At 65.6% G+C, this 14,225-nt stretch carries 16 protein-coding genes; 9 read left to right on the top strand and 7 right to left on the bottom strand.

The window, feature by feature from the left end; all coding sequences use genetic code 11:
- Window positions 1–96: 96 nt before the first annotated feature.
- Together BZL41_RS21285 and edd are read right to left on the bottom strand one after the other, a co-directional pair.
- The gene (locus tag BZL41_RS21285) at window positions 97–1,074 is read right to left on the bottom strand and encodes a glucokinase (RefSeq protein ID WP_095601118.1); all 978 of its coding nucleotides are present in this window, start codon (window positions 1,072–1,074) and stop codon (window positions 97–99) included.
- The gene (edd, locus tag BZL41_RS21280) at window positions 1,071–2,900 is read right to left on the bottom strand and encodes a phosphogluconate dehydratase (protein ID WP_095601117.1); all 1,830 of its coding nucleotides are present in this window, start codon (window positions 2,898–2,900) and stop codon (window positions 1,071–1,073) included. The genes BZL41_RS21285 and edd overlap by 4 nt, the downstream gene beginning before the upstream one ends.
- 133 nt (window positions 2,901–3,033) lie before the next feature.
- On the opposite strand from edd, the gene gap reads away from it, so the two are divergent.
- Both gap and BZL41_RS21270 read left to right on the top strand, forming a co-directional pair.
- The gene (gene gap, locus BZL41_RS21275) at window positions 3,034–4,038 is read left to right on the top strand and encodes a type I glyceraldehyde-3-phosphate dehydrogenase (protein WP_095601116.1); all 1,005 of its coding nucleotides are present in this window, start codon (window positions 3,034–3,036) and stop codon (window positions 4,036–4,038) included.
- Window positions 4,039–4,060: 22 nt separating this feature from the next.
- A complete protein-coding gene (locus tag BZL41_RS21270) occupies window positions 4,061–4,543 on the top strand; it encodes a methylglyoxal synthase (RefSeq protein ID WP_095601115.1) in 483 nt (160 codons plus the stop codon).
- A 201-nt stretch (window positions 4,544–4,744) separates the two neighbouring features.
- On the opposite strand, the gene scpB is transcribed toward BZL41_RS21270, so the two are convergent.
- The 3 genes from scpB to BZL41_RS21255 form a co-directional block, all read right to left on the bottom strand.
- Entirely contained in the window at window positions 4,745–5,560 is an 816-nt protein-coding gene (gene scpB / locus BZL41_RS21265; RefSeq protein ID WP_095601114.1) for an SMC-Scp complex subunit ScpB, read from the bottom strand.
- Window positions 5,561–5,605: 45 nt separating this feature from the next.
- Window positions 5,606–6,304 (bottom strand): ScpA family protein, encoded by a 699-nt coding sequence (locus tag BZL41_RS21260; RefSeq protein WP_168191051.1) that lies wholly within the window; start codon window positions 6,302–6,304, stop codon window positions 5,606–5,608.
- A gap of 359 nt (window positions 6,305–6,663) precedes the next feature.
- On the bottom strand, window positions 6,664–7,878 hold the full coding sequence (locus tag BZL41_RS21255) for a tryptophan--tRNA ligase (protein ID WP_095601113.1): 1,215 nt from the start codon (window positions 7,876–7,878) through the stop codon (window positions 6,664–6,666).
- A gap of 282 nt (window positions 7,879–8,160) precedes the next feature.
- Here BZL41_RS21255 and BZL41_RS21250 point away from each other — a divergent pair, with 282 nt between their 5' ends.
- Window positions 8,161–8,517, top strand: a complete 357-nt coding sequence (locus BZL41_RS21250) for a PA2779 family protein (RefSeq protein ID WP_095601112.1) — start codon at window positions 8,161–8,163, stop codon at window positions 8,515–8,517.
- A gap of 61 nt (window positions 8,518–8,578) precedes the next feature.
- On the opposite strand, the gene BZL41_RS21245 is transcribed toward BZL41_RS21250, so the two are convergent.
- On the bottom strand, window positions 8,579–9,208 hold the full coding sequence (locus BZL41_RS21245) for an L-threonylcarbamoyladenylate synthase (protein ID WP_095601179.1): 630 nt from the start codon (window positions 9,206–9,208) through the stop codon (window positions 8,579–8,581).
- A gap of 13 nt (window positions 9,209–9,221) precedes the next feature.
- Window positions 9,222–10,085, bottom strand: a complete 864-nt coding sequence (locus BZL41_RS21240; protein ID WP_084334388.1) for a PHP domain-containing protein — start codon at window positions 10,083–10,085, stop codon at window positions 9,222–9,224.
- 67 nt (window positions 10,086–10,152) lie between these two features.
- Between BZL41_RS21240 and BZL41_RS21235 the strand changes: the two genes are divergently transcribed.
- The 6 genes from BZL41_RS21235 (at window position 10,153) to BZL41_RS21210 (ending at window position 14,190) form a co-directional block, all read left to right on the top strand.
- Window positions 10,153–10,752: a septation protein A gene (locus BZL41_RS21235; RefSeq protein ID WP_168191047.1), complete on the top strand. Its 600-nt coding sequence runs from the start codon at window positions 10,153–10,155 to the stop codon at window positions 10,750–10,752.
- Window position 10,753: 1 nt separating this feature from the next.
- A complete protein-coding gene (locus BZL41_RS21230) occupies window positions 10,754–11,053 on the top strand; it encodes a YciI family protein (protein ID WP_095601110.1) in 300 nt (99 codons plus the stop codon).
- A 41-nt stretch (window positions 11,054–11,094) separates the two neighbouring features.
- Window positions 11,095–11,505 (top strand): translation initiation factor 2, encoded by a 411-nt coding sequence (locus BZL41_RS21225; protein WP_095601109.1) that lies wholly within the window; start codon window positions 11,095–11,097, stop codon window positions 11,503–11,505.
- A 4-nt stretch (window positions 11,506–11,509) separates the two neighbouring features.
- On the top strand, window positions 11,510–12,187 hold the full coding sequence (locus BZL41_RS21220) for a response regulator transcription factor (protein ID WP_095601108.1): 678 nt from the start codon (window positions 11,510–11,512) through the stop codon (window positions 12,185–12,187).
- A 152-nt stretch (window positions 12,188–12,339) separates the two neighbouring features.
- A complete protein-coding gene (locus BZL41_RS21215; protein WP_095601107.1) occupies window positions 12,340–12,771 on the top strand; it encodes a Spy/CpxP family protein refolding chaperone in 432 nt (143 codons plus the stop codon).
- 90 nt (window positions 12,772–12,861) lie between these two features.
- Window positions 12,862–14,190 (top strand): sensor histidine kinase KdpD, encoded by a 1,329-nt coding sequence (locus BZL41_RS21210; RefSeq protein WP_095601106.1) that lies wholly within the window; start codon window positions 12,862–12,864, stop codon window positions 14,188–14,190.
- Window positions 14,191–14,225 lie beyond the last annotated feature (35 nt).

Genomic DNA, 14,225 nt, shown 5'->3' with positions numbered 1-14,225 from the left:
CTGGAGCCAATTCAGAGTCTGCTGGAAGGCTCGCGAGCCAGGCCAGGCAAGACGTCGACAGCCCCACGAAAACAGGGCCGACGCGTCGCAACCCTTTTAGGCGAGCCCGGCCTGCCGCCCCTCTCTCGCCTGCTGCAACGCCACGCCGGCGCCCAGCAGGCCCGGGTATTCGGCCCGCACCAGCCAGACCGGGATATCGTCGAAATACCGGCTCATGAAGCCCTTCTCCCGGAAGCAACGGACGAAGCCGCTGGCCAGGAAGAAATCGGCGAAGCGCGGCACCATGCCTCCGGCAATATAGACGCCCCCCCGCGCACCGAGGGTCAGCACGTTGTTGCCGGCCACGCGGCCGAGCCAACAGCAGAACTGCTCCAGCACCTGCACGGCGAAGGCATCGCCGGCCAGCGCCGCGTCGGTCACTTCGGCAGGCGTCGCCAGCTCCGCCTCGCGTCCGTCGAGGACGCAACTGGCGCGGTAGAGCGTCAACAGGCCGCTGCCGCTGAGAATGTTCTCCGCGCTGACGTGTCCCTGGATGCCATGCAGGTGCCGCCACAGCTCGGCCTCACGCAGGCTGCCGACCGGCAGGTCGACATGGCCGCCTTCGCCGGGCAACGCACGCCAGAGATCGCCGCCGAGCGGCAACAGGGTGCCGACACCGAGGCCGGTGCCCGGCCCGATCACCAGGCGCGGACGCTCAGGGTCGATGCTGCCCGGACAGACCTCCACCAACTCTTCCGGCAGGACCCGGGTCATGCCCAGGGCCATGGCCGAGAAATCGTTGATCAGCAGCAGCTCGCTGAGGCCCAGTTGGCGGCAGAAATCCGGCCGGTTCAAGCGCCAGTGGTTGTTGGTGAAGCGGAACTCATCGCCCCGCACCGGCCCCGCGCAGGCCAGGCAGACCGCATCCACCTCGGCGACGGCCTGGCCGATCTCGTCGAGGTAGGCCCGGATCGCCTGCTCCGGCGTCGGGAAATCCGCCGTCGCCAGGACCCGCACAGCCTCCAGCCGCTCATCGCGCCATAAGGCGAAGCGCGCGTTGGTGCCGCCGATATCTCCAACCAGCCCGAGCTTCACTGGAGTGCCTCCAGGCTGGAAGTGAAGGCGCTGGCGCCCCGCTCCGCCGTACTGAACGCACCGCGCATGAAGGCGAACAGCTCGCGACCGCAGCCGATACCCTTGTCTTCCGGCGGCGCCACCGCGTCCCGCGCGGCCCACTCGGCCGGATCGACCAGCACGTCGAGGGTACCCTTCAGCCCATCGACGCGAATCAGGTCACCATCGCGCACCTTGGCCAGCGGGCCGCCATCGATCGCCTCGGGGCAGACATGAATGGCCGCCGGCACCTTGCCGGACGCGCCGGACATGCGTCCGTCGGTGACCAGCGCCACCTTGAAGCCGCGATCCTGCAGCACCCCGAGGAACGGCGTGAGCTTGTGCAGTTCCGGCATGCCGTTGGCCCTGGGCCCCTGGAAACGCACCACGGCGATGAAGTCCCGCTCCAGCTCGCCGGCCTTGAAGGCGGCGGCCAGCTCCGCCTGGTCATGGAAGACCCGCGCCGGCGCCTCGACCACCCGATGCTCGGGCGCCACCGCCGAGACCTTGGTCACACCGCGACCGAGATTGCCCTCCATCACCCGCAAGCCGCCTTCCGGCGAGAACGGATTGGATACCGGCCGCAGGATGCTGTCGTCCAGGCTCTGCGCCGCGCCCTCGCGCCAGGCCAACTTGCCCTCCTCGAGGAAAGGTTCGCGGGTATAGCGACTGAGACCATGGCCGACCACGGTATTGACGTCTTCATGGAGCAGCCCGGCTTCGAGCAGTGTGCGCACCAGGAAACCGACGCCGCCAGCGGCATGGAAGTGGTTCACGTCGTCCTTGCCGTTGGGGTAGACCTTCGCCAGCGACGGCACCACTTCGGAGAGGTCCGCCATGTCCTGCCAGGTGAGCTGGATGCCGGCAGCCTGGGCGATGGCCGGAATGTGCAGGGTGTGGTTGGTGGAACCGCCGGTGGCGTGCACCGCGACCACCGAATTGATGATTGCCTTCTCATCGATGATCCGGCACAGCGGCATGAACGAGCCACTCTGCTTGGTCATGCGCGTGACTTGGCGGGCGGCCTCGCGGGTCAGCTCGTCGCGCAGCGGGGTATAGGGATTGACGAAGGACGAGCCCGGCAGGTGCAAGCCCATGATCTCCACCACCATCTGGTTGGTGTTGGCGGTGCCATAAAAGGTGCAGGTACCCGGGCTGTGGTAGGACTTCATCTCCGATTCCAGCAACTGCTCGCGGGTCGCCTTGCCTTCGGCGAACAACTGGCGAACCTCGGCTTTCTCCTTGTTGGAGATGCCCGACGGCATCGGCCCGCCGGGTACGAACACGGTGGGCAGGTGGCCGAAACGCAGCGCACCGATCAGCAGGCCGGGCACGATCTTGTCGCAGATGCCCAGGCACAGCGCGGCGTCGAACATGTTGTGGGACAGCGCGATCGCCGTAGCCATGGCGATCACTTCGCGGCTGGCCAGGCTCATTTCCATCCCCACCTCGCCCTGGGTCACGCCATCGCACATTGCCGGCACGCCCCCGGCAAACTGGCCCACCGAGCCGATGTCGCGCAGCGCCTGCTTGATGATTTCCGGGAAATGCTCGTAGGGCTGATGGGCCGAGAGCATGTCGTTGTAGGCCGAGACGATGGCCACGTTGGCCTGGTCCATCAGCCGCAGGCGTTGTTTGTCGGTAGCCGAGGTGCAGCCGGCCACGCCGTGGGCGAAGTTGGCACACTGCAGCTTGCCGCGCTGCGGCCCCTCGCTGGCCGCGGCGTCCATCAACGCCAGATAGCGCTCGCGGGTGGGTCGGCTGCGCTCGATCAGCCGTTCGGTTACCTCAAGCACACGAGGATGCATGTCACGACTCCTGGCTCACGAATTAATGTATGCGTTTATTACAAAAATTCTGCCATCTAAAAGGCTTGATTTCTAGACTCACGGGAATAATCTTGTAATTCCAACAACAAAACGACCTCACAGGACCTCACCCATGACCCTACGCATCGCCATCAACGGTTTCGGCCGCATCGGCCGCAACGTCCTTCGCGCCCTGTACAGCGGCGCTTACCGGCAGCACCTGCAGGTCGTAGCCATCAACGACCTGGGCGATACCGCGATCAATGCCCACCTGTTCCGTTATGACAGTGTGCATGGCGCATTTGACGGTGTCGTCGAAGCCGACCAGGAAAACCTGATCGTCAACGGCGACCGCATCGCCGTCAGCGCCATCCGCAACCCGGCCGAACTGCCCTGGCGCGCCCTTGGCGTGGACGTGGTGTTCGAATGCACCGGCCTGTTCACCGACCGCGACAAGGCTGCCGCCCATCTGACCGCCGGCGCCCGCAAAGTGATCATTTCCGCGCCGGCCAAGGGCGCCGACTACACCGTGGTCTATGGCGTCAACCATGACGGACTGCGCCAGAGCCATCAGATCGTCTCCAACGCCTCCTGCACCACCAACTGCCTGGCGCCGGTGGCCCAGGTACTGCACCGCGAACTGGGTATCGAGCATGGCCTGATGACCACCATCCATGCCTACACCAACGACCAGAACCTCTCCGACGTCTATCACAGCGACCCGTACCGCGCGCGCTCCGCCACCCAATCCATGATTCCGACCAAGACCGGCGCCGCCGAAGCCGTGGGCCTGGTGCTGCCGGAACTGGCCGGCAAGCTGACCGGCATGGCCGTGCGGGTGCCGGTGATCAACGTCTCGCTGGTCGACCTGACCGTGGAACTCCAGCGCGAAACCAGCGCCAGCGAAATCAACGCCCTGATGAAGGCCGCCAGCGAGCAGTCCGCCGTGCTCGGTTACAACAGCCTGCCCCTGGTATCCTGCGACTTCAACCACAACCCGCTGTCGTCGATCTTCGACGCCAACCACACCAAGGTCAGCGGCAAGCTGCTCAAGGTGATGGCTTGGTACGACAACGAGTGGGGCTTCTCCAACCGCATGCTCGACAGTTGTCTGGCCCTTTGCCAGGCGCCGGAATGAGCGACATGATCGGGAGGAACGCATGAGCCGCATCGCTTTCACCACCGCCACCTTGCCGGCACGTAAGCGCATCGCCCTGGTCGCCCACGACCATTGCAAGGGCTTCCTCCTGGACTGGGCCATACGCCAACGCGAACGCCTGGCTCATCACGACCTGGTCGCCACCGGAACCACCGGCATGCTACTGCGCGAAGAACTCGGCCTGCCGGTGGAAAGTATGATCAGTGGCCCGCTCGGCGGCGACCAGCAGATCGGCGCGCGCATCGCCGAGCGAAGGGTGGATATCCTGGTGTTCTTCTGGGACCCGTTCGAACCGCAACCCCACGACCCCGACATCAAGGCCCTGCTGCGCGTCGCCGCGGTCTGGAACATTCCCGTGGCCTGCAACGAGAGCAGCGCCGACTACCTGCTCAGCAGCGCCTTGCTGGAGCAGGAGCACGAATGCCGGATTCCGGACTACGCCAGTTACTTGGCGGGGCGCGGCGCTCCCCAGGGCATGCCGTAGGGACGCTCCCCCGCTGGGCGAATGAATTCGCTCCTACAGGCCCGATAGTTCCCGTAGGAGCCAGCTCTGCTGGCGAAGCTTCTGTGCAGGCCCATTCGCGAGCAGAGCTCGCTCCTACAGTGCGTGCATCGATATCCACCTTAGCCAGGATAAGCGCAGCGCAATCGGGAATCCGTTGTCCCGGATTTCTGTGAAGGCCCTTCAGGTCCGCTCGTCGGGCTCGTCGGATGCGGCTTCGGCGACGTCTTCGCCTCCCGTCTCGCCCACCTCCTCGGACTCTTCATGGGCAACGGGCATGTCCTCGAAGTCGATCTTCAGGCCCTGCTCCATGGAGTCCAGCTCGGCCAGCAGCGAACGGAAGCTGGTTTCCTCGCGCGGTTCGGCCGGCACGCCCTCTCCCTCTTCCCCGGCCAGATCGGCGCGGGCCTGCAAACCCGGCGGCACCGGAGCGTCGTCATCCAGGGCCAAGGCCGGCTCGGGTTCCAGCTCGCGCAAGGCGGCCAGGGGTGGCAACTCGTCGAGGCTTTTCAGGTTGAAATGATCGAGGAAGGCCTTGGTGGTGGCGAACATTGCCGGGCGGCCCGGCACGTCTCGATAACCCACCACGCGAATCCACTCGCGCTCCTGCAAGGTCTTGACGATCTGGCTGTTGACCGCCACTCCGCGAATATCCTCGATTTCCCCACGCGTGATCGGCTGGCGGTAGGCGACCAGCGCCAGGGTTTCCAGCATCGCGCGGGAATAGCGCTGCGGGCGCTCTTCCCAGAGCCGGCCAACCCAGGGCGCGAAGCGCTCACGTACCTGCAGGCGATAGCCGGAGGCGACTTCCTTCAACTCGAAGGCGCGCCCCGCGCAGGACTGCCGCAACACCTCCAGGGCTTCCTTGAGCTGCGCCGGCTCGGGCCGTTCGGCCTCTTCGAACAGCTCGCCCAGGCGTTCCAGCGATAGGGGTTTGCCGGACGCCAGGAGAAAGGCTTCGAGCAGCCCGGCGAGGTCTTGGGGATCGGAAAGGTTCACGGTGTCGGCTACCTGATCATCGTTTCGTTCGCGAAGAGCGCGGTGTCATTCCGTGCGCGTCCGCACATGGATGGGGGCGAAGGGCTCATTCTGCACCAGTTCCACCAGGGACTCCTTGATCAGTTCGAGCACCGCCATGAAGGTCACCACCACCCCCAGCCGCCCCTCCTCGACACGGAACAACTGGACGAACGGCACGAAGCCGCCGCCCTTCAAGCGCTCCAGCACCTCGCTCATGCGCTCGCGGGTGGACAGCGCCTCGCGCGTCACCTGGTGGCTTTCGAACATGTCGGCACGGCGCAGCACCTCGGCCATGGAGAGCAGCAGTTCCTCCAGGCTGACCTCCGGCAACAGCTTGCGCGCCCGCGCTTCCGGCGCATCGAGGCGCGGTACGGTCAGATCGCGGCCGACCCGCGGCAACTGGTCGATCCCCTCCGCCGCAGCCTTGAAGCGTTCGTATTCCTGCAAGCGGCGGATCAGCTCGGCACGCGGGTCTTCCTCTTCTTCCTCGGCCTCGGCGGAACGCGGCAGCAACATACGCGACTTGATCTCGGCGAGCATGGCGGCCATCACCAGGTACTCCGCCGCCAGCTCCAGGCGCACCGACTTCATCAGTTCGACATAACCCATGTACTGACGGGTGATCTCCGCCACCGGAATGTCGAGGATGTCGATGTTCTGCTTGCGGATCAGGTACAGCAGCAGGTCAAGCGGGCCCTCGAAGGCTTCGAGGAATACCTCCAGGGCATCCGGCGGGATGTATAGGTCCAGCGGCAGCTCGGTGACCGCCTGCCCGTAGACCAGGGCGAACGGCAGTTCCTGCTGCTCGGGATGCTGCCCGGCGGGTGCCGCGGCGGTGGATTCGTCCTGCATGTGACCTCTCTGACTGGAAGCGTTTCAGCCCGCTCCGTGGCGTCCGGCCGCGCCGGCCCGGAACCTGTTTACGATCTCGCGAGCTAGAGCCATGCAAAGCAAAAATAGGCGAGGAAGCGGCCGGGGTCGCATTCGACTATACGGCTGTACATGAGCATTCCGACCGGGCTGGCGATCCAGCCCGTTGTTAACGCAGCAGGGCCTACGCTCAACAGAGCGTAGGCAGGTTCTCAACGGTAATGCAGCCCCATGGCATAACGCACCTCAGCCAGCGTTTCCCGCGCCGCGTCCCGGGCCCGCTCGGCGCCTTCGGCCAGGATGCCGCGCACCAGGTCCGGGTTGCCTTCGTAGTCGAGAGCACGGAAACGCAGCGGCTGAAGCTCCTCCTGCACCGCCTGGATCAACGGCGCCTTGCATTCGAGGCAGCCGATGCCCGCGCTGCGGCAGCCCTGCTGCACCCAATCACAGGTCGCCTGGTCGGAATAGGCCTCATGCCATTGCCACACCGGGCAGCGGCTCGGCTCGCCCGGATCGCTGCGGTGTACCCGCGCGGTATCGGTGGGCATGCGCCGGATCTTTTCCTCGATCTCTTCCGGCGTGTCGCGCAGAAGGATCACATTGCCATGCGACTTGGACATCTTGCTGCCATCCAGGCCGGGCACCTTCGGTGCTTCACCGAGCAGCGGGCGCGGCTCCGGCAGCAGAACCTTGCCGCCCCCCTCCAAGTAGCCGAACAGCCGCTCCTTGTCGCTCAAGGTAATCGCCTGCTGCTCCTTGAGCAGCGCCTGGGCGGTTTCCAGGGCCTCGCTGTCGCCCTGTTCCTGATAGGCCTTGCGCAGGCTGGTGTAGAGCTTGGCGGTCTTCTTGCCCAGCTTGAGGATCGCCGCTTCGGCCTTCTCCTCGAAATTGGCTTCGCGCCCGTAGAGATGATTGAAGCGCCGCGCCACTTCGCGGGCGAATTCGACATGGGGCAACTGGTCCGCACCCACCGGCACCAGGCCGGCACGGTAAAGCAGGATATCGGCGGCCTGGAGCAAGGGGTAGCCGAGAAAACCGTAGGTGCCCAAGTCCTTGTGCTGCAGGTTCTCCTGCTGCTCCTTGTAGGACGGCACCCGCTCCAGCCAGCTCAGCGGACAGATCATCGACAGCAGCAGGTGCAGCTCGGCATGTTCCGGCACTTGGGACTGGATGAACAGGGTCGCCGAACTCGGGCTGACGCCTGCGGCCAGCCAGTCCACCGCCATGTCCATGACGTGATCGGCGATGAGGCCCACGTCGTCGTAGTCGGTGGTCAGCGCATGCCAGTCGACGATGCAGAAAAAGCACTCGTACTCATGCTGCAACCTGACCCAGTTCTTCAGCACGCCGTGGTAATGCCCCAGGTGCAGGCGGCCACTGGGGCGCATCCCGGACAGTACGCGACGTTGCGAGTCGACAAAGCTCAAACCGGTTTCCTTCGGCTGACGGACAGGGGGCGAAGTATAACGGCCGGCGGGGTCCCGGCGACAAACCCCGGACAGGAACCGACGGAGCGCCCGCCGGGTCCAACGAGAGGGAGTTGCCGTCTCGGTAGTTGCTCAAGGTCACGGCAGTCCTCGGAACCGACCGGGGCCCCGTCCGGGAAGCCCGGCGCAGAGCCGTCACCGCGCGCCGGCCACTCCGCACGGAGCCCGCACGGTCTGGAATGCACAGTCCAATCGGTCCCCTCTCGGACCCGGGAGCACCCCATGAAAAACCTTCTCATGACCTTCGGCGCAGTCCTGGCGCTGGCTTGCCTTGCCGTCCTGCTGCCCGCCCCGGCGCAAGCCGCGATGATCTCCACCGACGAAGTGATCGCGACGCAGGATGCCCAGGCCGATCGTGAAAAAGTGAAGGAATTCCTCGGTCGCGCCGACGTGGAGAAAAAACTGCAGGACATGGACGTACCGGCCAACGTCGCCCGCAACCGGGTCGATGCCCTGACCGCCGAGGAAGCCGCCACGCTGGCCAAGCGGATCGATGCCCTGCCCGCCGGTGGCGCGCTCAGCGGAACGGACTTCATCATCATCCTGCTGGTCGCCATCCTGGTCGCAATATTGATATAGCGGACCGCTCCCGCAACGCCGCCGCCCACGGGCGGCGGCGGTCGATTTCCCCTCCGGTCGCTCAGGCCTCTTCCAGGAAAGGCGCAGGATCGCCGCACCCCGTGCGCAAGACTTCCGGCTCGCCGTCCGCCAGGTTGACCACCGTCGACGCCGCCACCCCGCCGTAGCCACCATCGATGATCAGGTCGACCTGATGCTCGAGCAACTGGCGCATTTCATAGGGATCGCTCATCGGCAGCTCTTCGCCCGGCATGATCAGGCTGACACTCATCAGCGGCTCGCCCAGCTCCGCCAGCAGTGCCTGAGCGATCGGCTCGCCCGGTACGCGCAGGCCGATGGTCCGCCGCTTGGGATGCAACAGCATGCGCGGCACCTCGCGGGTGGCGTTGAGGATAAAAGTGTAGGGCCCCGGCGTATGCGCCTTGAGCAGACGGAAGGCCCTGGTGTCCACCTTGGCGAACAGCCCCAGCTCCGACAGGTCGCGGCAGACCAGGGTGAAATTGTGCTTCTCGTCCAGCCGGCGCAACCGGCGGATGCGCTCGACCGCAGCCTTGTCGCCGATATGGCAGCCGAGAGCGTAGCAGGAGTCCGTGGGATAGATGACCACCCCGCCGGCCCTGATGATTTCCACCGCCTGCTTGATCAGGCGTGCCTGGGGGTTCTCCGGGTGGACCTGGAAAAATTGACTCACGGAACCTTCCTGTTCAGAGGGCAGCTGCAGCGCGTACATGATCGAAGCGCTCCCAGAGGGGCGGCAGGTCATCCGGCAACGGGCGGTACATGCCCAGCTCGGACCAGTCGCCCGGCGCATGGAAATCACTGCCGACAGTCGCCAGCAGGCCGAACTCGCGAACCAGTATGGCCAGGCCACCGACCTGTTCCGCCGGTTGCATGCCATTCACCACTTCCAGCGCATGCCCGCCGGCACGAATGAAGTCGCCGACCAGCCTGCGCCGCTTGCTGCGGGTGAAATCGTACTGCCAGGGATGCGCCAGGCTGATCCAGGCGCCGGCATCCACCAGGGTACCGACCGCCTGCTCCAAGGTCGGCCAGTGCTGCTTGACGTCGCCCAGCTTCCCCGCACCCAGCCACTTGCGAAACGCCTCGGCGCGATCCGTCACGTGACCGGCCCGCACCAGGAACTCGGCGAAGTGCGGCCGGGCCGGCGCGTTACCGCTGTCGCCCAACTCCTGCTGCACCGCCCGCGCGCCTTCCAGCGCCCCCGGCATGCCCTTGGCGGCCAGACGCCGGCCGATTTCCTCGGCGCGTTGCCAGCGGCCGTCGTGAAGGTCCGCGATGGCCCGGCGCAAGACCGGCGCCTCCTCGGAGAAAGCGTAGCCGAGCACGTGGATGGTCGCTCCACCCCAGGTACTGGAAAGTTCGATGCCGTTCACCAGTTGCATACCCAGCTTCACCGCAGCGGCACGCGCCTCGGCGATGCCCTCCAGGGTGTCGTGATCGGTCAGCGCCAACAGGCGGACGCCCCGTGCATGGGCGCGCGCCACCACCTCGGCGGGCGCGAGGGCGCCGTCTGAAGCGGTGCTGTGGCAGTGCAGATCGACTTGCATGGTGGTCGGCTTTCGCGGGGGATGATGTTTGTTATTATGCCGCTACATCCCGCTTCTGGCTGCCGTTGTGAAACAATTCATCGATTTCATCCCGCTGATCCTCTTCTTCATCGTCTACAAACTCGAACCCCGCGCCGTAGAGTTCGCCGGCCAGGCTTTCACCCTCGGCGGCATTTTCAGCGCCACCGCCGTCCTGATCGCCGCCTCCGTGGTGGTCTACGGCACGCTCCTGGTATTGCAGCGCAAGCTGGAAAAGGGCCAATGGCTCACCTTGGTCGCCTGCCTGCTGTTCGGTGGACTGACCCTGGCCTTCCACAGCGAAACCTTCCTCAAGTGGAAAGCCCCGGTGGTCAACTGGCTGTTCGCCCTGGCCTTCGCCGCCAGCCACTTCATCGGCGACAAACCGCTGATCCAGCGCGCCATGGGCCATGCGATCGGTCTCCCAGCACATATTTGGACCCGCCTGAACCTGGCCTGGGTCGTTTTCTTTTTGATCTGCGGCTTTGCCAATCTGTTCGTTGCCTTTACCTTTCCCAGCATCTGGGTCGACTTCAAGGTGTTCGGCAGCCTGGGCATGACCGTCCTGTTCCTCGTCGGCCAGGGCATTTTCCTGGCCCGCCACGCCCATGACGTCGATCCCAAACCGACAGCCGAAACAAAGGAATGACATGCTCTACGCCATCATCGCCACCGACGTGGAAAACTCCCTCGACAACCGCCTCGCGGCCCGCCCGGCCCATCTCGCGCGCCTGGAGCAAATGAAAAGCGAAGGCCGCCTGGTTCTCGCCGGCCCGCACCCGGCCGTGGACAGCAACGACCCGGGCGCCGCCGGTTTCACCGGCAGCCTGATCGTCGCCGAGTTCGATTCCCTCCAGGCGGCCAAGGACTGGGCCGACGCCGATCCCTACCGGGCAGCCGGCGTCTATGCCAATGTGCTGGTGAAACCCTTCAAGCAGGTCTTTCCTTAACAGGAAGCCGGTCCGCCGCACGGCATAAGGAGCTCCGTCCGATGCGCCACGCTTCTCTGTCAATCTCGTTCGTTCTACTGCTTGGCAGCCCGTTGCTCTGGGCGGAGGAAACCCCACCCGCACCGGCTGCCAGCAATCCACCCTTGGCCGCCGCCACCGCAGCGGAGGCGCTGGTCGACGAACTCGAACAGCGCCTGGCCGAAAGCGAGCGTCTGCGCCAGGAACTCGAAGCGACTATCAGCGAACGCGAAAGCAGCCAGCTCGCCCGCCTGCGCCAGGAAAACCAGCGTTTGCGCCTGCAACTGAAAGAAGCCCAGGCCCAGCAACCGCCCCCCTTGCTCGACGAACGGCAGCGCTGGCTCGTCATCGGCAGCGGTATCGCCCTCGGTGGCGTGATTCTCGGCGCCCTGCTGCGAGGCCGTCGCCGTTCCCGTCGTGAATGGATCAACTGACCTTATGAGCGAACTGCTGCTGATCGACGATGACCAGGAGCTTTGCGAGCTGCTGGTGAGCTGGCTGAGCCAGGAAGGCTTCCAGGTCCGTGCCTGCCATGACGGAAGCAGCGCCCGCGCCGCGCTGGCCGAGCGCACACCCTCCGCCGTCGTGCTCGACGTGATGCTGCCGGATGGCAGCGGCCTGAGCCTGCTCAAGCAACTGCGCAGCGATTACCCGGACCTGCCGGTGCTGATGCTGTCCGCGCGCGGCGAACCGCTCGACCGCATCCTCGGCCTCGAACTGGGTGCCGACGACTACCTGGCCAAGCCCTGCGACCCACGCGAGCTGACCGCCCGTCTGCGTGCCGTGCTGCGCCGCAGCCTGCCCGCCGCCACACCCAGCCAGCAGGCGCTGGGCGACCTGACGTACAGCCCGGCCCGCGGCGTCGCCACCGTCGGCGACCACGAAGTGAGCCTGACGCTGTCCGAAAGCCGCCTGCTCGAAGCCCTGTTGCGTCATCCCGGCGAACCGGTGGACAAACAGGAGCTGGCGCAACTGGCGCTCGGCCGCAAGCTGACCCTCTATGACCGCAGCCTCGACATGCATGTCAGCAACCTGCGCAAAAAGCTCGGCCCGCACCCGGATGGTCGCCCGCGCATCCTCGCGCTGCGCAGCCGGGGCTACTACTACAGCGTCTGACCGCTTCGTCGGAAAGCCGCGACGCTCTGGCTCGCGGCTTTCGCTCACATGGCCTTTACCAAGCCTTTACCCTTGTCTGACCGCTCTTGACCTTGCAGTCCCTAGACTGGGCTCATCCGGCAACCGGCCGGAATCGAGACAAGGAGATACCCATGCGCAAGACACTCATCGCCCTTCTGTTCGCCGCCAGCCTGCCGGCCATCGCACTGGCGATGCCCGAAGGCGGCCCCTGCCGCGACGGTATGCCGGGAGGCCACGGCAAAGGCGCGGCCATGATGTTCAAGGACCTGGACCTGACCAAGGAACAGCACCGCGAATTCCGCAAACTCATGGGCGAGCAGATGAAGAGCCGCCATGACATCACCCAGCGCTACCTGGACAAGCTGCCGGCCGCCGACAAGAAGGCCATGGAAGATGAAATCGCCGTCGCCAGGAAGAAGAACCAGGACGCCATGCGCGCCCTGCTCAAGCCCGAGCAACAGAAGGCCTTCGACGAATCCCTGAAAGAAATGGAAGCACGCCGCGCGGAACGCACCGAGTTCGAAGCCTGGAAAGCCGAACGCGACGCCAAGAAAGCGCAGTAAACTCATGGCCGCCCGCCGCTGCGGGCGGCAATCGTTCGACCATGCCCATCCGGCCTCGGCCCGATGGGCTTTTCCCTTCGAGGAGCTTCCGTGCGTTCACTGTTCTGGCGCATCTTCGCCAGCTTCTGGCTGGCCATCGCCCTGGTCGCCGGGCTGTCCATCCTGCTTGGCCATGCACTAAATCAGGACGCCTGGATTCTCAGCCGCCATCCCGGCCTGAAAGACATCGCCGAAGACTGGACGCGCCTTTACGAAAGCGAAGGCGAATGGGCCGCACAGGGCTTCCTCGAACAACGCAAGTTCCGCTACCGGATCGACGTCCAAGTGCTCGGTGAGAATGGCCAGCCGGTGGTTCGCGGCACCTTCCCGCCACGCGCCGCCGCCTTCGAAGCCCGCAACAATGACCGCCGCCTGCCCTGGCGTCGCCTGACCGCGGAATACCGCAGCCCGACCAGCGGCGAAACCTACCTGTTCATCTACCGCATTCCCCATCCCGAGCTGGACGCCTGGCACCGAGGCAGCCTGCTCTGGCCAGTCAGCGCCCTTGGGATCGCCCTGGTGGTGCTGGCGCTGTTCAGTCTGTTCCTGACACTGTCCATCACCCGCCCGCTGAACCGGCTGCGTGGCGCGGTGCACGACCTCGGCCAGACCGCCTACCAGCAACACACGCTGGCGCGCCTGGCGAATCGTCGCGACGAGTTCGGCGTCCTGGCCCGCGACTTCAACCGCATGGGCGCACGCCTGCAAAGCCTGATCGGCAGCCAGCGCCAGTTGCTGCGCGACGTCTCCCACGAGCTGCGCTCGCCTCTGGCGCGCCTGCGCATCGCACTGGCGCTGGCCGAACGCGCCGCAGCGGACGAGCGGGAACAGCTCTGGCCGCGCCTGACCCAGGAATGCGACCGCCTCGAGGCACTGATCGCCGAAATCCTCGCCCTGGCCCGCCTGGATGCCGATCCCGGCGCCGCCCACCCGATCGATATCGCCGCCCTGCTCGGCAGCCTGAAGGCGGATGCCCAGCTCAGCGCACCGGAGCAGGATATTCGTATCGATGTGGAAAGCGGCCTCAACCTGCAGGGTTGGCCGGATATGCTGGAGCGCGCCCTGGATAACCTCTTGCGCAACGCCCTGCGCTTCAATCCGGCCGGGCAGCCCATCGAATTACGAGCCTGGAGAGAGGATGGTAACGTCCGATTGAGCGTTCGCGACCATGGACCGGGAGTGGCGGAAGAGCACCTGCAACAGCTCGGCGAGCCCTTCTTCCGAGCACCGGGACAAACAGCACCCGGACACGGACTGGGCCTGGCCATCGCCCGCCGCGCCGCCGAACGACACGGCGGCAGCCTGCACCTGACCAATCATCCCGACGGCGGATTCATCGCGACACTGGAGATACCTTCGCTTCCCGTCCAGGGGGAATAACGCCTCACCCGCAGGAGCGAATTCATTCCCCACCG

This window comes from Pseudomonas sp. PIC25 (assembly GCF_002286785.1).
Taxonomy (GTDB): Bacteria; Pseudomonadota; Gammaproteobacteria; order Pseudomonadales; family Pseudomonadaceae; genus Pseudomonas_M.
This window is presented reverse-complemented; position numbering and strand designations above follow the sequence as displayed.

Excerpts from the sequence above, each read along its gene's own strand:
- BZL41_RS21270 (WP_095601115.1), top strand. The coding sequence starts at position 4,061 with ATGAGCCGCATCGCTTTCACCACCGCCACCTTGCCGGCACGTAAGCGC.
- BZL41_RS21250 (WP_095601112.1), top strand. The coding sequence starts at position 8,161 with ATGAAAAACCTTCTCATGACCTTCGGCGCAGTCCTGGCGCTGGCTTGC.
- edd (WP_095601117.1), bottom strand. The coding sequence starts at position 2,900 with ATGCATCCTCGTGTGCTTGAGGTAACCGAACGGCTGATCGAGCGCAGC.
- BZL41_RS21240 (WP_084334388.1), bottom strand. The coding sequence starts at position 10,085 with ATGCAAGTCGATCTGCACTGCCACAGCACCGCTTCAGACGGCGCCCTC.
- gap (WP_095601116.1), top strand. The coding sequence starts at position 3,034 with ATGACCCTACGCATCGCCATCAACGGTTTCGGCCGCATCGGCCGCAAC.
- BZL41_RS21225 (WP_095601109.1), top strand. The coding sequence starts at position 11,095 with ATGCGCCACGCTTCTCTGTCAATCTCGTTCGTTCTACTGCTTGGCAGC.
- BZL41_RS21220 (WP_095601108.1), top strand. The coding sequence starts at position 11,510 with ATGAGCGAACTGCTGCTGATCGACGATGACCAGGAGCTTTGCGAGCTG.
- BZL41_RS21215 (WP_095601107.1), top strand. The coding sequence starts at position 12,340 with ATGCGCAAGACACTCATCGCCCTTCTGTTCGCCGCCAGCCTGCCGGCC.
- BZL41_RS21230 (WP_095601110.1), top strand. The coding sequence starts at position 10,754 with ATGCTCTACGCCATCATCGCCACCGACGTGGAAAACTCCCTCGACAAC.